Genomic DNA, 18,299 nt, shown 5'->3' on the forward strand with positions numbered 1-18,299 from the left:
GCGATCGGGAACGGGGCGGCCGTCTGCGGGGGTGTCCACTGCCACGGTGACCTCACGAGAGTCGATTCGGGTCGTTCGGATCCGCCTTCGCGATGCCGTCCGGTGGGTGCTCCGGCGGGAGTTGCGTCACGGGCTCCGAGGCGTCGTCGGGGGTGTTCTCCACGGTGGTGAGCAGTTCGTCGATGGTGTGCAGATCCCGGGACTCGACGGTACGGACGCGGTCGATCGACTCGGCGAGCCGGCGCAGCGTGGGAGCCGCGAACACGTCGGCGGGCGCGACGTCCACACCGTGGGTCGCGTGCACCCGGGCCAGCACCTGGATCAACTGGAGGGAGGTGCCGCCGAGTCCGAAGAAGTTGTCGTCGCGGCCCACCCGGGGCACACCCAGGACCGGGACGAGTACGTCCCGCACCAGGGCGCGTTCCGTGTCGGTCTCGGGCGGTGTGTACGGACGGGAGTCGAACCGGGCGTTGCGTTCGGCGGCGGCCCGGGCGGCGCGGTCGAGATCGGCGCCGGCGGGCATCGCCGCTGCGGCGTCGTGGGCGTCATCGGAGTCGCCGGAGTCGTCGGCCTCGACCACGAGTACACGTTCGGGCACGGCGACGGCCGGCAGGTCCCGGCGGAGCAGGTCGGCCAGGCCCTCCGGTGCCGGCTCCGGCCCGGAGGGCGCGCGGATCGCCGCGTACGGACGCTCGGCCCGGCCCCAGTCGAGCGGTTGCACACCCGCCGCGGCCGGCCGGCCGGCTCGCCGGGTGAGGGCTGCCGCGAGGTCCTCGACCAGGATCGAGCGGCCACGCGCGCACACCCGGTCCTCGGGCAGTCGGACCAGGCGCAGTGTGCCGTCGGCGCCGACCCGGACCAGCGCGCCGGTGTTCACCACCCGACCGCCGGTGCCGGCCGGATCCGGCCTGAAGTCCGCCGCGCAGGCGGCCGGTTCGCCGAGGTAGCCCGCGCCGGTGTCCACCCGCGCCCACAACGTCCCGGTGCCGCCGACGGGCACGGTCATCAGGTCGTCGTTGAGCACGTGGTGGGGCGCCGGGCAGATCGAGCCGTGCGGGTCCGGGCCGGTCAGCACGGCGTCCGGGGCCGCCGCGGCCCACCAACGGCCGCGTGGTGCGCCGGCATCCTGCTCGCCCGGCGCGGCGGGCTCGGTGAGCCGCCGATACGAGGCGCGCAGGTCCAACAGGTGCACCGGGACGGACTCAGCGAACGTGTACGGCAGTTCGGCCACCGTGGCGCCGGCCTCGGCCAGCGCGTCGAAGCGCGTGTCGGCCGTACCACCGGTGGGCAGCAGCAGCGCGGCGCCGGAGCAGGCCGCGGCCAGGACACAGATCGCCGCTTCCTCGCCGCCCCACTCGAAGTCGGGCGCGAACACGTCCGAGGCGGACAGCCCCGAGGCGTCGGCGTGTCGGGCCGCGGCACGCAGCAGCGCGGGGGAGGGGAGCCGCAACACGCGTGGCAACGGGTACGCCCGCAGGCCGACCAGCAGTGCGCCCGGGGTGTCGCCGGGCGGGCGGGTCGATGCCGTGCGCGGCTGATCATCGGCGGTCGGGATCGGGGTGATCGTGCCGTCCGGGAACAACTCGAACCGGGCGTGGGCCGCGTTCGCCACCCGCTCCGACCAGGCCGGCGGGTCCGCGGCGCAGCGCACCAGAACGTCCGCCCCGAAGCCGAGCGCGGCGGGCAGCGCGACGGCGCCGGCGGCGGAGTCGTCGGCGTGCAGGACCACCGCGTCCCCGACCCGTACGCCGGCCTCGGCCAGCGCCTCCCGAATCGTGCGCACGGCCGTCGCGGCCCGCGCTGCCGTCATCGTGCCGCGTGGGGCGCTGATCACCACGTCGTCCGGGGACCGAGCGGCCCAGCCGGCGAAGGCGTCGACACTCCCGAAGTCGCCATCCCGGGGGGTCGCGGGCGCGGCGTCCGGGTGGGGCGGTGTGGCGTGCGCGTGCGGTGGCGACGCGGGTGAGGCCCCCGCGCGGGGCGGCGACGGGGGTACGGCACCTGCGCGCGGCGAGGACGCGACGTGCGAGGCCGAGGCGGACCCGCCGCCCGTTGCCGGATTCGTCCCGGTCCCCGCTGCCTGCTCCCGCTCGGCACTCGCCGCCGGGTCCAGGAAGTGCGCCACGAGGGCCGTGAGCGCGTCGATCGTGGACCGGTCGAAGAGGTCGGGATCGTATTCGGCGAGCAGTTCGGCCGCTCCGCTCGGATCACCGGTCAGCACCAGTTCGAGGTCGTACATCGGCACGGGCGAGGGCAGCAGCCGGATCCGGGCGGGGCCGCCGGCCACTCGCGGCACCGGCAGGGACACCGCCTCCAGGCCCACCGGGAGCAGCGGTTCCGCCCCCCACGTGGGTGGTTGCAGGTCGGCCAGCGCGGCGATCGGCAACGGATCCGACACGGATGCCGCGACCGCCTCCCGGGCGCGGTCCGTGAGCGAGGCCGCGTCCAAGCCGCCGTCGATCCGCAACGCCAGTACGCCGGCCGTGCCGAGCCGACCGACCAGGTCCGCGGTCTGCGGGGTGTGCCGACCGGGATCGTCCAGGCCCAACCGCAGTGGCGACGAGGCGCCGAACCGGCGCAGGGCCGCCCCCACCGCGGCCACCAGCGCGACCGGCGGGTCGACGGGTGCGGGTGCCGGGCGGCGCAGTGCGGCACCCGCCGCGGACGGCGGCCCGGCGGCGGGCGGCCGGTCGTAGGGCAGCAGTGAGGGCCGCGCCGGTCCCAGGCGGTCGGCAGCCCTGGGCAGCAGGTCGGCCAGGCGCTCGGGGCTGAACCGACGACGATGCCAGTACGCGTGGTCCGCCACGTCGAATCCGCCCACCGGCGGCGTCGTGTCGTCCTCGTAGGCACGTGCGACGGCGGCCAGGAGCAGCCCCACGGAGGTCCGGTCGAAGGCGTGCCGGGCGACGGCCAGCGACAACACGGTGTACGGATCGCCCGCCCGGTTCGCCTCGCCGTCGGTGATCGCCGCGCGGCACAGCGGACCGTGCCGAGGGTCGAACGGCTCGGTCCACGCGGGCTCGTCCGGCGAGTCGTGCCAATCCACCCGGGCACCTCGACCCGGCGTCTGCACGAGGGCGCCGCCGCGTTCGCCGACCAACAGGCCCAGCGCGGGTGTTGCCGCCGCGACGGATTCGACCGCGGCGCGCAGCCGTTCCCGGTCGAGCCGGTGCCCGGTCTCCAGGCGGGCCGCGACCGCCATCCGGGCCAGGTCCGGCACGGCCGACGCGGCCGTGTACAGCCACTCCTGGTCCAGCGTGAGCGGCACCTCGGCGCCCTCGGGACGCGGCTCGGTGAACTCCCGATCTCGCGCCTCGTGGTCGATCCGGCGCAGCACGGACCGCAGGGCCCGACGGCGGGCCTGCACCGACAACCTTCCCGGCTCGGTCATTCGAGGTCTTCCCCCTTCAAGCTGTCCAGGATCCGCCGCCGCTCGCCCGGGGTCATCCAGGCCACGTCGCGCACGGCGCGATCGGGCCGGCTCACCGCCCAGTCGAGGAACACGCCCAGTCGGGCGGCCAGATCCGCGCCGGTGGCGTCGTCGAACAGCGCCTTGCTGTAGTCGAGGCGCACCATCGGCCGGGGTCCGCCGAGCAGGAACGTGGCATTCAGGTCGAACCGACTCAGCTCGTACTCGGGTGCCACGAACTCGCAGTCCATACCGTCGAGTTCAAGGGAAGGCGGGGCATCCACCGAGGAGCAGAAGGCGCGGAAGAGCGGATTGCGATCGTTGCGTCGATCCGGGCGCAGCGCGCGGACCAACTCCTCGAAGGGCAACGCCTGGTGGGCCAGCGCGTCGGCGAGGGTCAGATGGGTACGGCGCACCAGATCGACGAAGGGCTCGTCCGGGCGCAGCGCCGAACGCAGGCACAGCGTGTTGACGAAGCACCCGATCAGCGGCTCCAGGGCCAGGTCCGTGCGCCCGCTGACGGGGGTGCCCACCACGAAGTCCCGCTGACCGCCGTAGCGGCCGAGCACCGCGAACCACGCGGCCAGCGCGACCGCGAACGAACTCGCGCCCGCTTGTGCGGCCACCGCGCGCAGGCGCCTTACGGTCGCGGGGGAAACCTCGTGTTGCACCGTGCCCATCGCCCCGCCGACCCCGTGTCCCGGCCGGTCGGTGGGCAGTTCCAACTCCGCCACGCCCGCCAGCGCGCTGCGCCAATGCCGCAGCAGCGATTCGCGTTCGCGGTCCAGCGTCTGCCGCTCCCACCAGGCGTAGTCGCTGTAGGAGACCTCGGGGGCGGGCAGTTCCGGTACGCCGCCCCGGCGCAGGTCCTCGGCGAGTTCGCGCAGCAGGATCGCGGTGGACCAACCGTCGAAGGCGAGGTGATGCAGGGTCAGGACCAGCACGACGGCGCCGTCCGGATCGTCCAAGCCGGCCAGCCGGACCCGCAGCGGGGGTTCGCGTTCCAGGTCGAAGACGTGCCGCAGCTCCTCGGTCGCCGTCGCGACGGCGCGCTCCATGGCGTCGGCGCCGGGCGCGGCCGGTCGATGGTCCACGGTGGGCGGGCCCTCGTCCAGGACGCGCTGTACCGGCGGCCCGGCCGGCCGTGGTTCGACCACGGTGCGCAGTGGTTCGTGGCGGCGCACGAGGCGGTGGATCGCGCCGACGAGCGCGTCGACGTCGGGCTTCCCGCGCAGCAACAGCGCGACCTGGAGGTTGTACTCGGCGGTCGGCGGCCTGCTGGTGTGCACGAACCACAGCCGGGCCTGCGCGGTCGACAGCGGCGCGGGACGCTCCGGGACGGGGACGACCGGGGGGCGGGGGTGGGCCGGGTCGGCGGCGCTCATGCGGGCACCGCCGATGCGATCAGGGCCCCCGCGGCCCGCGCGGCGGCGTGCACGGCCCGCGCCACGTCCGCGTCCGAGACGTCCCGGTGGGTGACGAACCTGACCACGCCCGGGACCACTTCGGTGACCAGGACGCCGTGTTCGGCCAGCGCCGCCACGAACGGCGCGGCCGGGCCGCCGATCGGCATCGTGACGATGTTGGTGGGCGGCGGGTCCGGCGCCGCCCACTCGGGCAGTACCTCGCGCAGGCCGCGGGCGAGTTCGGCCGCACGCCGGTGATCGGCGGCGAGTTCGTCGATCCCGTCCAGCGCGATCGAGCCGGCCGCGGCCACGACGCCGACCTGCCGCAGCGTCGCGCCCAGGCGCCTGCGCACGTCGGCCGCGCGCACCCGCACCTCGGCCGTGCAGCACAACAACGAACCCATCGGCGCACCCAGGCCCTTGTACAGGGAGAACGTCAACGTGTCGCACAGAGCTCCGACGGCGGTGGGCGGATATCCGCCCGCCAGGCATGCGTTGAACAGCCGGGCGCCGTCGCAGTGCAGCGGGACTCCGGCCGCGCGGCAGGCCGCCGAGACCTCGCCCAGGCGATCCAGGTCCCATACCGAACCACCGCTCGCGCTGTGCGTGTTCTCCACCGAGACCAGGCCGGTGCGCGGGGCCCGCCAGTCGTCGCGGGCGAGCGCATCGGCGATGTGCTCTGCGCCGAACATGCCCGAGTGCCCGCGGATCGGGGTGAGTTGCACGCCGGCGAGGCCGGAGGTGGAGTGCGACTCCCAGCGGACCAGGTCGGAGTCGGCCTCCGCGAGCACCTCGTGGCCGGGCGGGACCAGCGCCATCACCGCGGCCAGATTGGCCATCGTGCCGCCGATCACGAACAGCGCGTCCTCGGTGCCGACCAGCCGTGCGGCCCGCTCCTCCAGGGCACGTACGGTCGGGTCCTCGCCGTAGAAGTCGTCGCCGACCCGGGCCGTGGCCATGGCCTCGCGCATCCGCGCGGTCGGCTGGGTCACCGTGTCCGAGCGCAGATCCACGAGTGCGGAATCGCTCACCGGAAGCCTCCTCGGGTTGCCCGGGGCGGTCGACACCGTCGCGCGCGTCATCGCACGACGGACACGAGGGCACGCGTCGCCGGACGAGGGCACGCGTCGCCCCGAACCGGCATCGTGCGCCGGAATCCGACGTTCCGTCGATTATCTTTCAGGAACCCGTCGGCCCTTTCCGGAGTGTTTCCCGTGCCCTTCCGGGATCCGGACCCGATGGGTAATTCTGGGCGCGGTGGAATTCACGCCGGAGTCGATACGCCGGAGGCGATACGCCCGAGTCGATACGCACCGGCCGGCCCGATACGCCGGACCCGACGACGGCCCACCCGACGACTGCCCTTCGGGCGACAACCACCCGAGGACACCCGCCCGACGACAATGGGAGAGTTCGATGGAGGAGCAGGCGGACGACCGCGTCTACAACGTCGTGGTGAACGACGAGGACCAATATTCCATCTGGTTCGCCGATCGTGCGTTGCCGGACGGGTGGCATGCGGAGGGCACCCGCGGCAGCAGGCAGGAGTGCCTCGATCACATCGAACGCGTCTGGACCGACATGCGACCGCGCAGCGTCCGCGAGCGCCTGGCCGTGGACTGATGGGCGAGAGCCCCGCCGACCCGCCGCCCGACCGGGACCGGAGCGGGGACGACGCGCCGACGACCCTGCTCGACCTGCCCATGGAGGCGGCCAGGGGCAACGGCCCGGTGCTGCACACCCGGACGCACCTGGTCGCCGCCCCCGACGATCTGCCGGACCGGCGGCCGACGCCGGCCGCCGTGCTCGCCGCCTACGTCGCCGTCCTCCAGCGGTACACCGGCGCACGTGCGCTCGTGATCACCACGGACTCGGCGGCGCAACCGGACGACCCGGGGCCGCCGGCCGCCGCGGCCGATCCGGCCCATGTCGGCACCGGCCGGACCACCGGCCCCGTCGCCCGGGTGATCCGGGTGACCGGTGATCCGCGTGCCACCGGCGCGGAGGCGGTCGCCGAGGCGGACCGGTGGTTGCGGGAGGCCGCCGAGGTCACCGGATCCGACCGGCCGGCACGCTACTCCGCGGGCTTTCGGATCCGGGGGGAGTATGCCGATCGCTCCGGGTCCTCCCGAGCGCCCGGCGCGGACTCCGGCCGACCCGGGCCCGGCGGGGCGCGCGACGCAGACGGCGGTGGACGCGAAGCCGCCGTGCCGGGCGATGCCGACGTCGGCGGGTCCGGGCCCGCGCGGGCGGGCGGCGACGCGGAGCCGGGCCGGTTCGGGCCCGCGCGGGCGGGCGCCGCCGAACTGACGCTCACCCTGGTCCGGGACGCCGAGCGCGACGCCGCACACCTGGAGATCACCCACGACGCGGACCTGATCGACGCCGCCACCGCCGCACGATTCGGTCGGCACGTACTGCGCCTGCTCGACGGCATCTCCCGCCATCCGCACACCCCCGTCGCGGACCTGGACCCGCTCGGGCCCCAGGACCATGCGCTGCTGCGCACCTGGGGGGCCACGCCGGACATTCCCGACGCGCTGCGCCCGCTCGGGCGGTTGCTCGCCGAGCGGGCGGCGGCCACGCCGGACGCGGTCGCCCTCGGGTACCGGGACGAGACGTTGACGTACGGCGAACTCGACGCGCGCGCGGACGCCCTGGCCCACCGGCTCCTGGCGGCGGGAAGCGGACCGGGCACGGTGGTCGGCCTGTGCATGCCCCGCTGCCCCGAGCTGGTCGTGGCGATGCTCGCCGTGCACCGTGCGGGCGCCGCCGCGCTGATGCTCGACCCCAAGGCGCCCGACGCCTACCTCGGCCGCTTCGTCGAGCAGGCCGAGGCGCGACTCGTGGTGACCACGCGCCGGTTCGAACGCACCCTGCCCCCACAGGCGAAGCACGTCCTGGTGCTCGCGCCGACCGGCCACGTCCCCGGCCCGGCTGCCCCCGGACGGCCGCTGCCGGAGCCGACATCGGCCGATCCGGCCTTCCTGGTACAGACTTCCGGGTCCACCGGCACACCCAAACTGGTCGTCGTCACCCACCGCGGCGTGGCGCACGCGGCCCTGGCGCAGATCCGGGCGCACGGGGTGACGGCGAGGGAGCGCGGCGGCTGGACCTTCCCGCCGCAGACCAACGTGTCGGTGACCGTCGTGGTGTGGGCCCACCTGGTCGCCGGCGCGTCCTTGCAGATCGCGGCGGACGAGGACCTGTCCACGCCGGAACACCTGCGCGACTGGCTGCTGTCCCGGGAGATCACCCAGGTGTTCGTGGTGGCCCCGCTCGCGGAGGCGCTCCTCGGCATCCCCTGGCCCGCCCGCACCCCGCTGCGCACCCTGTTGACCGGGAGCGATCGGGTGCGCCGCTGGGCGCCCGCGGAACTGCCGTTCGAGGTGGGCAATTGGTACGGCGCCAACGAGGTCAACATCGTCACCTCGCCGCTGATCCCGCGGGAACGACCGATCACCTCGCATACCGCGACCGCACGCGACCGCACCCTGCCGCCGCCGATCGGGCGCCCGTGGCCAGGCGCCCGGCTGTACGTCCTCGATCGCGAACTGCGGCTCGTCCCGCCCGGCGTGGTCGGTGAACTGGCGGTCTCCGGGCCCGAGCAGGCGCGCGGATACCTGACCGCGCGGCAGACGGCCGAGCGCTTCGTGCCGGACCCGTTCGGCGACGTGCCGGGTGGTCGGCTCTACCTCACCGGCGACCTGGTCCGCTTCCGCGCGGACGGCGTCCTCGAACACCGGGGCCGAGCCGATCACCAGCTCAAGATCGCGGGCATGCGGGTCGAGGTGGGCGAGGTCGAACAGGCACTGCTGGCCGCCGAGGGCGTACGCGCGGCGGCGGTCGCGGCACCGGAGGACCCCCGGGGTGTCCGGCGCCTCGTCGCCTACGTGGTGGCATCGGACGGCCTGGACACCCACGCCCTGCGCCGCGAACTCGCCCGGGTGTTGCCGGACCACATGGTGCCGCAGCTGTTCGTGCGGTTGGACGCCCTGCCGCTCAACTCGGGCGACAAGATCGACCGCAACGCGCTGCCGATGCCCGACTGGGCGCCCGCGGCCGGCCCGGGTCCCGCCGCCGGCGAGCGGCGCACGCCGGTGGAGGAGGCCCTGGTGCGGGTGTGGGAGGAGATCCTGGGTCGCGAACACCTGGGCGTGCACGACGACTTCTTCCTGCTCGGCGGCGAGTCGCTGAGCGCCGGGCGCGCGGTACGGCTGATCGCCGAGCGGCTCGGCGTGCCTCTCAAGGTCCGGGCGCTGATGCTCAACCCGACGCCGGCCGAACTGGCCCGCGAACTGGCCCACTCGGCCTGAGCGGCTCGCCCGACGCGTGATGCCGGATGCCCGACGCCTGATGTCCGGTGCCAGACGGCCGATGTCGGACGTCGGATGCCGTGACCCGGCTTGAGCGCCCGGCGCCCGACGCCGGATGGCCGGCAGCGTGACCCGGCTCGGGCGCCCGGCGACCGGCGACGGGACCACGGCGCCGAGACGAGCGGCGACCGGTCGGCACGACGAGCCGAGACACGAAACGCGACACGACGAGACGAGGGGCGGTGTCCGACCGGTGCTTCCGGCCGCTCACCGCCCCTCGCCCGTCCGGGCCTGATGTGCCGTCAGTCGGGTGCCCCGGCGCGGGCGAGATCCTCCGTCACGACGTCCACGAGAACCTTGGGGCAGCGCAGGAAATCCAGGTGCCTGCCCACCAGCGCCACCACGCGCACGTCCGCGCACTCCGCCCACCCCGGCGCCACCGTCTCCGGCGGCACCACGTCGTCCTCGGACCAGGAGATCACCGTCACCGGACAGGGCAGCCTGCGGGTCACGTCGTAGCGGTAGGGGCGTTGCAGCACCAGGTCCTCGCGCAGGACCCGGGCGCCGAGTTCGGCCATCTCCTCCGGCGGTTCGCCCTGGCCGGTCTGCCGATACCGCTGCCGTACCTCCGCCGCCAGGTCGGCGGTGTCCAGGTCGACGAAGTTCAGCTCGCCGTACAGGCCCTTGTGCGGGGCACCCCAGCTGGACGCGAACAGCCGCTCGGGCAGCGGCAGTCCCCGGTCCTCCAGGGTCAGGATCGTCTCCAGCGCGAACGGCACCGCGCCGCAGTGCCCGATGAAGGCGAACGGCCGGTCGAGCAGCGGCGCGAGCTGCGCGACGAGGTCCGCGGCGAAGCCGGCGTGGTCGGTGGGCGCGTTCTCGCGAAAGCGATTCTCCCGGCCGGGCGGCTGGAGCGCGCACACGGCGGTGCCGTCGGGCAGCGTCTGCGGCCACTGCCGGTACGAGGAGGCACCGACCCCCGCGTACGGGAAGCAGAACAACAGTGATCCGCTGTCTTCCGGCGGCTTTCGAAGCAACCATTTCCCGGTCTGCACAGGTGTATTCACCCCGGACACGGTAGTCGTCGAAGGACCGGCCGAAAAGGCGTCGACGGTTTATCGAAAGACTTCGGAAAGAAGTTCGCGAACGTGTCCGGCCGATTCCTTTCGCGGCCGAGAAAGAATCATTGCCGAGGCGTGCGGGCCGATATACGTTCCGGACTGTGCGTGCGCCGCACCGAGTGCGCCTGGACGCAGGACGGGAGAACTCCGCGATGCTCATGACCGGCCCCGGGACCGACGAGCGAGTGCCCCTCGACTCGATCGATCTCTACGATCCACGCCGATTCCAGACCCACCCGCAACACGTCGCCCTGGCGACGCTGCGCGAGGTGGCGCCCGTATGGGCCCAGCACACCCCCGACGGCGCCCGGTTCTGGTCCGTCACGCGCTACGACGACGTCGTGCGCGTGCTCAAGGACGCCCGCCGGTACAGCTCCGAGCACGGCACGATCCTCGACGTCACCGGCGGGGACAGCGCCGGCGGACGGACCATCAACCTGATGGACCGTCCGCGGCACACGGCGATCCGCACGCCCGCGTTCCACACCATGACGACGAACATCCTCGCCCAGCGCACGGAGAACATCCGCGCGCACGTGTTGCGGATCATCGAACCGCTGACGGCGGGCGGCGACCACGACTTCGCCCGGACGATGTTCGACCTGCCGATGGCGGCCGTCGGCGAGATCCTGGGCATCCCGCGCCGGTATTGGGCCGACATCCCGCGCTGGACCATGGCGGGAGTCGCCCCCGACGACCCGGAGTTCGCCAAGGGTCAGACCGCCGAGACGCTGCGCGAGGCGCACCACGACCTGTTCGCCATGTTCAGCGAACTGATCGCCGACCGCCGCCGCGAACCCCGGGAGGACCTGGTTTCGCGGCTCACGCGAGTGGAGATCGACGGCGCGCCCATCGACGACAGCCTGGTCCTGCTCAACTGCTACAGCTTCGTCATGGGCGCCACCACCACGACGCCGCACACCGCCACGCACATGCTGCTTGCGCTGCTGGAGCGGCCCGAGGTCTGGCGCCGCGTCCAGGAGAACCCGGAACTGGCGGCGGCGGCCGTACAGGAGTCGCTGCGCTGGTCCACGCCGACCAACCACCTGATGCGCCGCACCCTCACCGAGGTCGAGATCGCCGGCACCAGGATCGGCGCGGGGGAACTCGTGGTGGCCTGGGTGGCCTCCGCGAACCGCGACGACCGGGTGTTCACCGATCCGTTCTCGTTCCTGATCGACCGCAAGCCCAACCCGCACATCGCGTTCGGCATCGGCCCGCACTACTGCGTCGGCGGTCCCGCAGCCCGGGTGGCGCTCACCGTCCTGCTGGAGGAACTGGTCACCCGATTCGACCGGTTCGAGCTCGCTGGGGATCCGGTCCATCTGCGTTCGAACTTCATCAACGGACTCACCCGGCTGCCGATCACCGCCCACCCGCGCACCGGGGCGGATGCGGTGTCCCGGGCGAAGGAGGTGACCCGGTCATGACGGCCGCCCCGACCGAGGAACTGCCCGCGACGCCGGTCCAGGAACAGATGTGGCTCGTCGACGAGATGGACCGCGACGCGGCCGTGTACAACGAACATCTGGCCTTCGAACTGGTCGGGCCGCTGTCGGTGGCCGCCCTCGAAGCCGGATTCGACCTGCTCGTCGAGCGGCACACGGCGCTGCGCACGATCCTGCCCGTGGACAAGGGCCGGCTGCGCCAGTCCGTGGTGGCTCCGTGGTCGGTGCGGCTGGATCCGCCGGTCGACTTCACCGATCGCCCCGAGGACGCGCCGGACTGGGCCCGGACGTTGGTGGAGGAGCCGTACAGTTCGGCGGTGACCCCGCCGGTGCGATTCGGCCTGGCCCGGCTCGGCCCGCACCGGCACCTGCTCGTGCTCGCCTTCCACCACGAGGTGATGGACGCGGGCGCCGCCGCGCACCTGCTCGACGAACTCGCCGTGGCCTACACCGCACACCTGGCCGGCCGACGGGCGGAACTGCCCCCGGTGACCGCCGACTACCGCGATTTCACCCGGTGGCACGGCGAACTCCTGGACAGCGGCGCCCTCGACCCGGAGCGGGCCGCCTGGGTGGCCGAACTGGGCGACGCGCCGCATGTGTTGCGGATGCCGGAGGACACCCCGCGGCCGGCGACCAAGCGCAATCGCGGCGCACTGGCCGTCCATCGTTTCCCGGCGGGCCTGGTGCCCCGGCTGCGCCGGTTCGCCGCGGGCCATCGGGTCACCCCGTTCCACACGCTCTTCGCGGCGTTCACGACCGTGCTGCACCGGCACACCCGCGCCGAGGACATGGTCCTGGGCATCTGCGGGGACGGACGACCGGAGCAGTACCCCGACGTGGTCGGCCCGATGTCCTGCATGATCCCGGTGCGCATGCGGGCACCGGGCGATCTGCCGTTCGCCGACCTGCTGACCGCCGCGCGCGACGCCACACTCACCGCGTACGACCGGCAGTTCATTCCCTTCCGGCAGGTCGTGCGGGAGAGCCTGGCCGGCCGGGACCCCGGCCACTCGCCGCTCGTCCAGGTCGTCTTCAACGCGCCACCGCTGTACTTTCGTCCGGACACCTTCCCGGACCTGACCATGAGCGTGGTGCACGTGCCGCGCGGGCGTTGCCGATTCGACCTGCTGTTCAATCTCGAATGGCACGGTGACGACGTCGTGGCCACCGTCGAGTACGACACCGCGATCTTCGCGGCGGCGACCGTCGAGCGGCTCGTCGACCACTTCGCGACGGTCGTGGAATCGGCGATGGCCGACCCCGACGCGACCCTGGACACCCTGGAACTGGGGCCGCCCGCGGGCGCCGTCGCGCCGTCGGGGCTCCCGGTGGAGGACGAGGCCCGGCATACCCTGCCCACCCCTTCCGGGCCGGTGCTCTTGGATCTTGATCCGTCCTGGCCGGGCGGCGACCGGGGCGAGGTGTCGGCCGTACCCGGGCTCGCCGAGGTCAGGGAGCCCACCGGGGCACTCGCGCCCTACGGCCTGGAGGGCGTGCTGTACGTCGACGGGAGCCCGGTGCCCGACCCACCGAGCGGCGGCTCGCTGCGCGTTCGCCGGGTCGAGGACGGCCGGCTGCTGTGGCGGATCGCCGGCCCGCTCCGAGACGACGAACCGGCGCGGCAGCAGCGGCCCGACGCCGCCCGGGTCGGCCGGCGACGTGCCCCGGCCGTGGAGCGGCGCGTCGTCGAGCTGTGCCGTGAACTCCTGGAGGACGACTCGATCACCGGCGCGGACGACTTCTTCGCGGTCGGCGGCCACTCGATGATCGCCTCCCGCCTGGCCCAGGCCCTCTCCGACGAGTTCGGGGTGCACGTCCCGCTGCTGTTCGTCTTCGAGAACCCCGAACTGCACGAATTCGCCGCGGCGATCGCCGCACGACACCCGGCGGTGGCCGACGCGCTCGCCGAGCTGGCGCATCTCACCGACGACGAGATCGGCGCACTCGCCGACGAGCCCGAGGGGCCCGAGGAGCCCGTCGGGTCCGTCGGGTCCGCGCCCGACGGCCCGCCCGTGCCGAGCGAGCGCACCACCGCGTTGGGTGCCGCCGAGGAACCGTTCTGGTTGATGGAGCAGTTCGCCCCCGGCAGCGCCGTCAACACCCTCACGTTGTCGCTGCGGGTGGAGGGCCCGTTGGACGAAGGGGCACTGGAATGGGCGTTCGCCCGCGCCGTGGAACGTGAGGAGATCCTGCGCACCACCTACCACCTGGCCGAGGGCGACGCCGCGCCGAGCCGCCGGGTGCACGACGAACACCCGTTCAGGATCGAGGTGGTGGACCTGCGCCGTACGCCCGCCGCGGAGCGCGAGCAGGCCGCCGCGGAGGTGGCCGCGGAACGGGCCCGCCGAGGCTTCGACGTGTCCGAACTGCCGCTGATCCGGCTGACCGTGGTCCGCCTGGACACCGGCACCCGCGACCTGCTGTTGAGCTGCCACCACCTGGTGATGGACTACTGGGCGGTCACCAAAGTGCTGTTCCCGCAGATCGCCGCCTGCTATCGGTGGCGCACCACCGGCGAGGGCGAACTGCCCGCGCCGCGCACCACCACCTTCAGCCACATCGTCGCCGCCGAGCGTCGGCGGGCGACGACCACCGCCGCGCAGGAGCACCGGCGCTACTGGCGGCGTCGCCTGGCGGGCCTGCGCGAGCTGACCCTGCCCACCGACTTCCCCCGCCCCGAAGGGCCGTCCTTCGACGGGGACGTCGTCTATCGCCTGGTGTCGCCCGCCGTGCGCGACGCGGTGTACGCCTTCGCCCACCGGGAGCGGATGACCCCGTTCGTGGTGGTGGCCGCCGCCCTGTCCGCCGTGTTGCGGCAGTGGTCCGGGCAGGACGACGTGCAACTGCTGACGCCGTGCGAGAACCGCCTCGACCTGGACGCGGCGGACGTGATGGGGGCGTTCGTCAATCTGCTCGTGCTGCGCTTCGACGACCTCGACACCCGCAAGACCTGGCGCGAACACCTGGCCGCGACCCGGGAGACGGTGGCCGGCGCGTACGCCAACCAGTCCTGCCCGGCCGGTGACGCGCTGCGCGCCGCGGGGGCGGACCCGCTGGTGCTCAGCGGGCGCGGATCGTACGTGACGCTCAACGTGTTCCAGGCCGAGTCCGGCTTCGTGCTGACCGGCTGCCGGACCCACCAGGGACGCATCGTGGCGAACGCGCAGACCGGCACCGATCTGGAGGTGTCCACACTGATCGTCGAGGACGGGCTGCTCTTCGACGTCAAGTACCGCACCGCGCTGTGGGAGCGCGCCTCGGTCGAGCGTTTCGCGGCCGCCTGCGAAGCGGCGCTGATCGAGCTGATCGAGCATCCGGACGGCGCGCTGCCGGCGCGCCACACGGGACTCGCCTGACATGGCGTCCGCCGTCGATCCCGACGCCTTCGACCGGTGCCGCGCGGGCCGACTCACCGTGGTCGGGGCACCCGCCCGGCCCGGTCCGGCCCGGGGCAGCGCCATGGCCCATCACGGCGAGATCCTTCAGGGCGTCTTCGAACGCGACGACGGGGCACTGGTACACGCCGTCGTCTCGCTGCCGCTGCCCGTGCTGCACGCGCACGCCACCTTCGTGCCGGCCCGCACCTTCGGTGTCACCGTCAGCCCGGCGTGGAAGACCAAGGCCGCGGGTGCGGCCCGGGAGACGCTGCGCTGGCTGGGGGTGCGCGAGGGCGGGCGGCTGAGTGTGCACAGCTCGATTCCGGTCGAACGCGGCATGGGCTCGTCCACCGCGGACGTGGTCGGCGCGATCCGGGCGGTGGCCCGGGCACACGGCAGGGCGCCGACCGAGGCGGACGTGGCCGCCCTCGCGGTGCGCGCCGAAGGCGCCTCGGACGGCGTGATGTTCGGACCCCGCGCGGTGTTGTACGCCAACCGGGAGGGCTACGTCCTGGAGGATCTCGGCGGCCCGCTGCCGGCCCTGCACGTGCTCGGCTTCGACGTGGGCGGCCCGGACGTGGACACGATCGCCCAGCCCCCACGCGAGTACCGGCCGAGCGAGATCGAGCACCTGCGGCACCTGCGGGTGATGGTGCGCCGAGCGGTGGCCGAGGCGGACTGCACGCTGCTGGCCCGCACGGCCACCGCCAGTGCCCGGCTCAACCAGCGCTTCCTGCCCCAGGCCGCACTGCCGCTCGCCGAGCGGATCTGCCGGGCCGGCGAGGGCATCGGCGTGCAGGTCGCGCACAGCGGCCGGGTGGTGGCCGTCCTGTTCGACCCGGCGGCCGACGGGCTCGACGCACGACTGGCCGACGCCCGCCGGCGACTGCGAGCCGCCGGGGTGGAGCGTGTGTGGTCGTTTCGTACCGATTCCGTGGCGGCCGGGGAACCGGTCGGGCCGCGCGACGCGGACAACCGTGAGGAGCGGTGGTGAGGACATCGATCCCGATCCTGCTGACGCAGGACGACCTGCGGATTCTGGCCCCGGAGCAACCGGCACCGCCGGCGCGCGCCGACCGGCCGGCATCCGACGAGACCCGCGCCGTCGAACCCGCGGGTGACCGGCCCGCCGGGGCCGCCGAAGGCGACGGCTGGGACGACGGGCCCTCGCCGCTGTGGAGCTGGCGATGAGCACCGCCGAGCAGGACGCGCTGCTGCCCGCCGACGTGGTGCCGCACAACACGCCCGTGGCATCCGGCGAACCCGGCGCCGCCCTGGTGACCGGCGCATCCGGATTCCTCGGCGCCGCCGTGGTCGCCGAACTGCTGGAGCACACCGAGCAGCGGGTGTACTGCCTGGTGCGCCCCAAGGACGGAACCGCGCAGGAACGCATCGAGGCCGCGCTGCGCGGGTTCGACCTGTGGAGCAGCGCATGCCCGGACCGGGTGATCGCCCTCGCCGGCGACCTGGCGCGACCGGGATGCGGCCTGAGCGAGGACGACCGGCGGCTCGTGCACGCGGAGGTCGACACGATCTACCACTGCGGCGCGGGCGTGAACGTCAGCTACCCCTACGAGGCGCTGCGCGGCCCCAACGTCGCGGGCACCGTGGAGGTGCTGCGCCTGGTGTGCGAGGGCCGACCCAAACGGCTCGCGCACGTGTCCACGGTCTCGGTGCTCTACGGGAGCCGCCCCGAGGGCGCGGAAGGCCCCGGCACGGTCGCCGACTTCACCGAACTCGGGCCGGCCGGGGTGCTGGGTGGCTACGGACTGAGCAAGTGGGCGGCCGAACGGCTGGTCGCCCAGGCCCGCGAACGCGGCGTGGACGCCCTGGTGTTCCGCTCCGGCACGCTCGCCGGGCACACCCGCACCGGAGTGTCCAACCCCAACGACTACGCATGGCTGTTCCTGCGCACCTGCGCGGTGATGGGAGCCGCCCCGCTCGCGGGCTCCCCGCTCCAGTGGGCACCCGTCGACTACGCGGCGCACGCCGTGGTGCGGCTGACCCGGGCGGGCGGGGGATCGGCCCCGCCCGCCTACCACCTGATCGCACCCGAACACACCCGCTACACCACGCTGTTCTCCTGGCTGCGCCGCTTCGGCTACCGGTTGCGACCCGTCGACTTCGCGCTCTGGCGGCAGCGGGTCCTGGACGCGTCGGTGACCTCGAACCGGGACGAGCTGCGGCAGATCGCCGCGACCCTGCCCGACGCCTCGGCCGGCTCCGCCGCGGTGATCCCGGAGGTGGCCTCGGACCGCACCGACGCCGAGTTGGCCCAATTCGACGTGCGCTGCCCGGTCCTGGACGAGCAGCTCGCCCGCAGATATTTCGAAGTCGGGCTCTCCCGCGCGGAGTTGCCCGCGCCGGACCGGATCGCCGGATCACGATGAGCGTCGAGGAGAGGACCATGGCCCCATCGAGCGCCAGCGCGTACAACGCCGTCGCCGAGGTATACGACGAATGGACGGGCCCGCTGCCCGACACCCCCGCCACCGTGGAGTTCCTGGCCCGGTACGCGGGTGGCGGCGCGGTCCTGGAACTGGGCGTCGGCACCGGGCGGGTCGCCCTGCCGCTGGCCGCCAAGGGCCTGGAGGTGATCGGCATCGAGGGTGCCGACAAGATGATCGACAAGCTCAAACTGCGTCCCGGCGGCGACGCGTTCCCGGTCATTCTCGGGGATATGGCCGACGTCGCGGTGGATCGCACGTTCTCGCTGATCTACATCGTCTTCAACACCTTCCTGTGCCTGCTCGACCAGCGCGACCAGGTCCGCTGCCTGCGCAACGTGGCCGAGCACCTGGAGCCGGACGGCACGCTGGTGACCGAGATGTACGTGCCCGACCCCCGGCGCACCGACGCCGACGGCCAGCGGCTGGCCACCGGCAGCGTCGAGCGCGACCGGGTCTTTCTGGAGGCCACGATGCACGACACGCTGCGCCAGCGGATCCGGACCCAGGTGGTGATCGTGAGCGAGAGCGGCATCCGCCTCTACCCCAGCCAGATCCGGTACGTGTGGCCCAGCGAGTTGGACCTGATGGCACAACTGGCCGGGCTCGAACTGGTCGAGCGGCACGGCGGCTGGGCGGGCGAGCCGTTCACGGCCAAGAGCACTCGGCACGTGTCGGTCTTCCGCAAGGCTGCCTGACCGGCCGGCCGCGACGCCGCGGCCTGACCGGCCCGCACGCGACGCCGTGGTCCCGCCCGGGTCGGGCGGGACCG

The 18,299-nt window shown here is 73.7% G+C and carries 12 protein-coding genes; 8 read left to right on the forward strand and 4 right to left on the reverse strand.

The annotated features are described in order from the left end of the window. Positions 1-52: 52 nt before the first annotated feature. From ACZOOI_RS25955 to ACZOOI_RS25965, 3 genes are read right to left on the reverse strand one after another with little or no spacing between them, the layout of a single operon-like run. The gene (locus tag ACZOOI_RS25955; RefSeq protein ID WP_465278094.1) at positions 53-3,391 is read right to left on the reverse strand and encodes a phosphopantetheine-binding protein; all 3,339 of its coding nucleotides are present in this window, start codon (positions 3,389-3,391) and stop codon (positions 53-55) included. Continuing rightward, positions 3,388-4,794 carry a condensation domain-containing protein gene (locus ACZOOI_RS25960; protein WP_465278095.1) on the reverse strand — a complete coding sequence of 469 codons (1,407 nt, stop codon included), beginning with the start codon at positions 4,792-4,794 and terminating at the stop codon, positions 3,388-3,390. Before ACZOOI_RS25960 ends, ACZOOI_RS25955 begins: the two co-directional genes overlap by 4 nt. Next, on the reverse strand, positions 4,791-5,846 hold the full coding sequence (locus ACZOOI_RS25965) for a threonine aldolase family protein (protein WP_465278096.1): 1,056 nt from the start codon (positions 5,844-5,846) through the stop codon (positions 4,791-4,793). The genes ACZOOI_RS25960 and ACZOOI_RS25965 overlap by 4 nt, the downstream gene beginning before the upstream one ends. A gap of 385 nt (positions 5,847-6,231) precedes the next feature. Between ACZOOI_RS25965 and ACZOOI_RS25970 the strand changes: the two genes are divergently transcribed. Both ACZOOI_RS25970 and ACZOOI_RS25975 read left to right on the forward strand, forming a co-directional pair. Beyond that, positions 6,232-6,438: an MbtH family protein gene (locus tag ACZOOI_RS25970; protein ID WP_465278097.1), complete on the forward strand. Its 207-nt coding sequence runs from the start codon at positions 6,232-6,234 to the stop codon at positions 6,436-6,438. Continuing rightward, positions 6,438-9,131, forward strand: a complete 2,694-nt coding sequence (locus tag ACZOOI_RS25975; protein WP_465278098.1) for an AMP-binding protein — start codon at positions 6,438-6,440, stop codon at positions 9,129-9,131. The genes ACZOOI_RS25970 and ACZOOI_RS25975 overlap by 1 nt, the downstream gene beginning before the upstream one ends. A 302-nt stretch (positions 9,132-9,433) precedes the next feature. On the opposite strand, the gene ACZOOI_RS25980 is transcribed toward ACZOOI_RS25975, so the two are convergent. Beyond that, a complete protein-coding gene (locus tag ACZOOI_RS25980; protein WP_465278099.1) occupies positions 9,434-10,198 on the reverse strand; it encodes a thioesterase II family protein in 765 nt (254 codons plus the stop codon). A 155-nt stretch (positions 10,199-10,353) separates the two neighbouring features. On the opposite strand from ACZOOI_RS25980, the gene ACZOOI_RS25985 reads away from it, so the two are divergent. The 6 genes from ACZOOI_RS25985 to ACZOOI_RS26010 are packed head-to-tail and all read left to right on the forward strand — an operon-like array spanning position 10,354 to position 18,225. Next, complete coding sequence (locus tag ACZOOI_RS25985; RefSeq protein ID WP_465278100.1) at positions 10,354-11,682, forward strand: cytochrome P450; 1,329 nt, start codon at positions 10,354-10,356, stop codon at positions 11,680-11,682. Then, complete coding sequence (locus ACZOOI_RS25990; RefSeq protein ID WP_465278101.1) at positions 11,679-15,059, forward strand: condensation domain-containing protein; 3,381 nt, start codon at positions 11,679-11,681, stop codon at positions 15,057-15,059. Before ACZOOI_RS25985 ends, ACZOOI_RS25990 begins: the two co-directional genes overlap by 4 nt. A 1-nt stretch (position 15,060) precedes the next feature. After that, entirely contained in the window at positions 15,061-16,074 is a 1,014-nt protein-coding gene (locus tag ACZOOI_RS25995; RefSeq protein ID WP_465278102.1) for a GHMP family kinase ATP-binding protein, read from the forward strand. Continuing rightward, positions 16,071-16,271, forward strand: coding sequence for a hypothetical protein (locus tag ACZOOI_RS26000; protein ID WP_465278103.1), 201 nt, complete (start codon positions 16,071-16,073; stop codon positions 16,269-16,271). Before ACZOOI_RS25995 ends, ACZOOI_RS26000 begins: the two co-directional genes overlap by 4 nt. Continuing rightward, positions 16,268-17,470, forward strand: a complete 1,203-nt coding sequence (locus tag ACZOOI_RS26005; RefSeq protein ID WP_465278104.1) for a thioester reductase domain-containing protein — start codon at positions 16,268-16,270, stop codon at positions 17,468-17,470. The genes ACZOOI_RS26000 and ACZOOI_RS26005 overlap by 4 nt, the downstream gene beginning before the upstream one ends. 17 nt (positions 17,471-17,487) lie before the next feature. Further along, positions 17,488-18,225 carry a class I SAM-dependent DNA methyltransferase gene (locus ACZOOI_RS26010; protein ID WP_465278105.1) on the forward strand — a complete coding sequence of 246 codons (738 nt, stop codon included), beginning with the start codon at positions 17,488-17,490 and terminating at the stop codon, positions 18,223-18,225. The last annotated feature ends 74 nt before the right edge of the window (positions 18,226-18,299 follow it).

It is taken from the genome of Embleya sp. L77 (genome assembly GCF_055557415.1).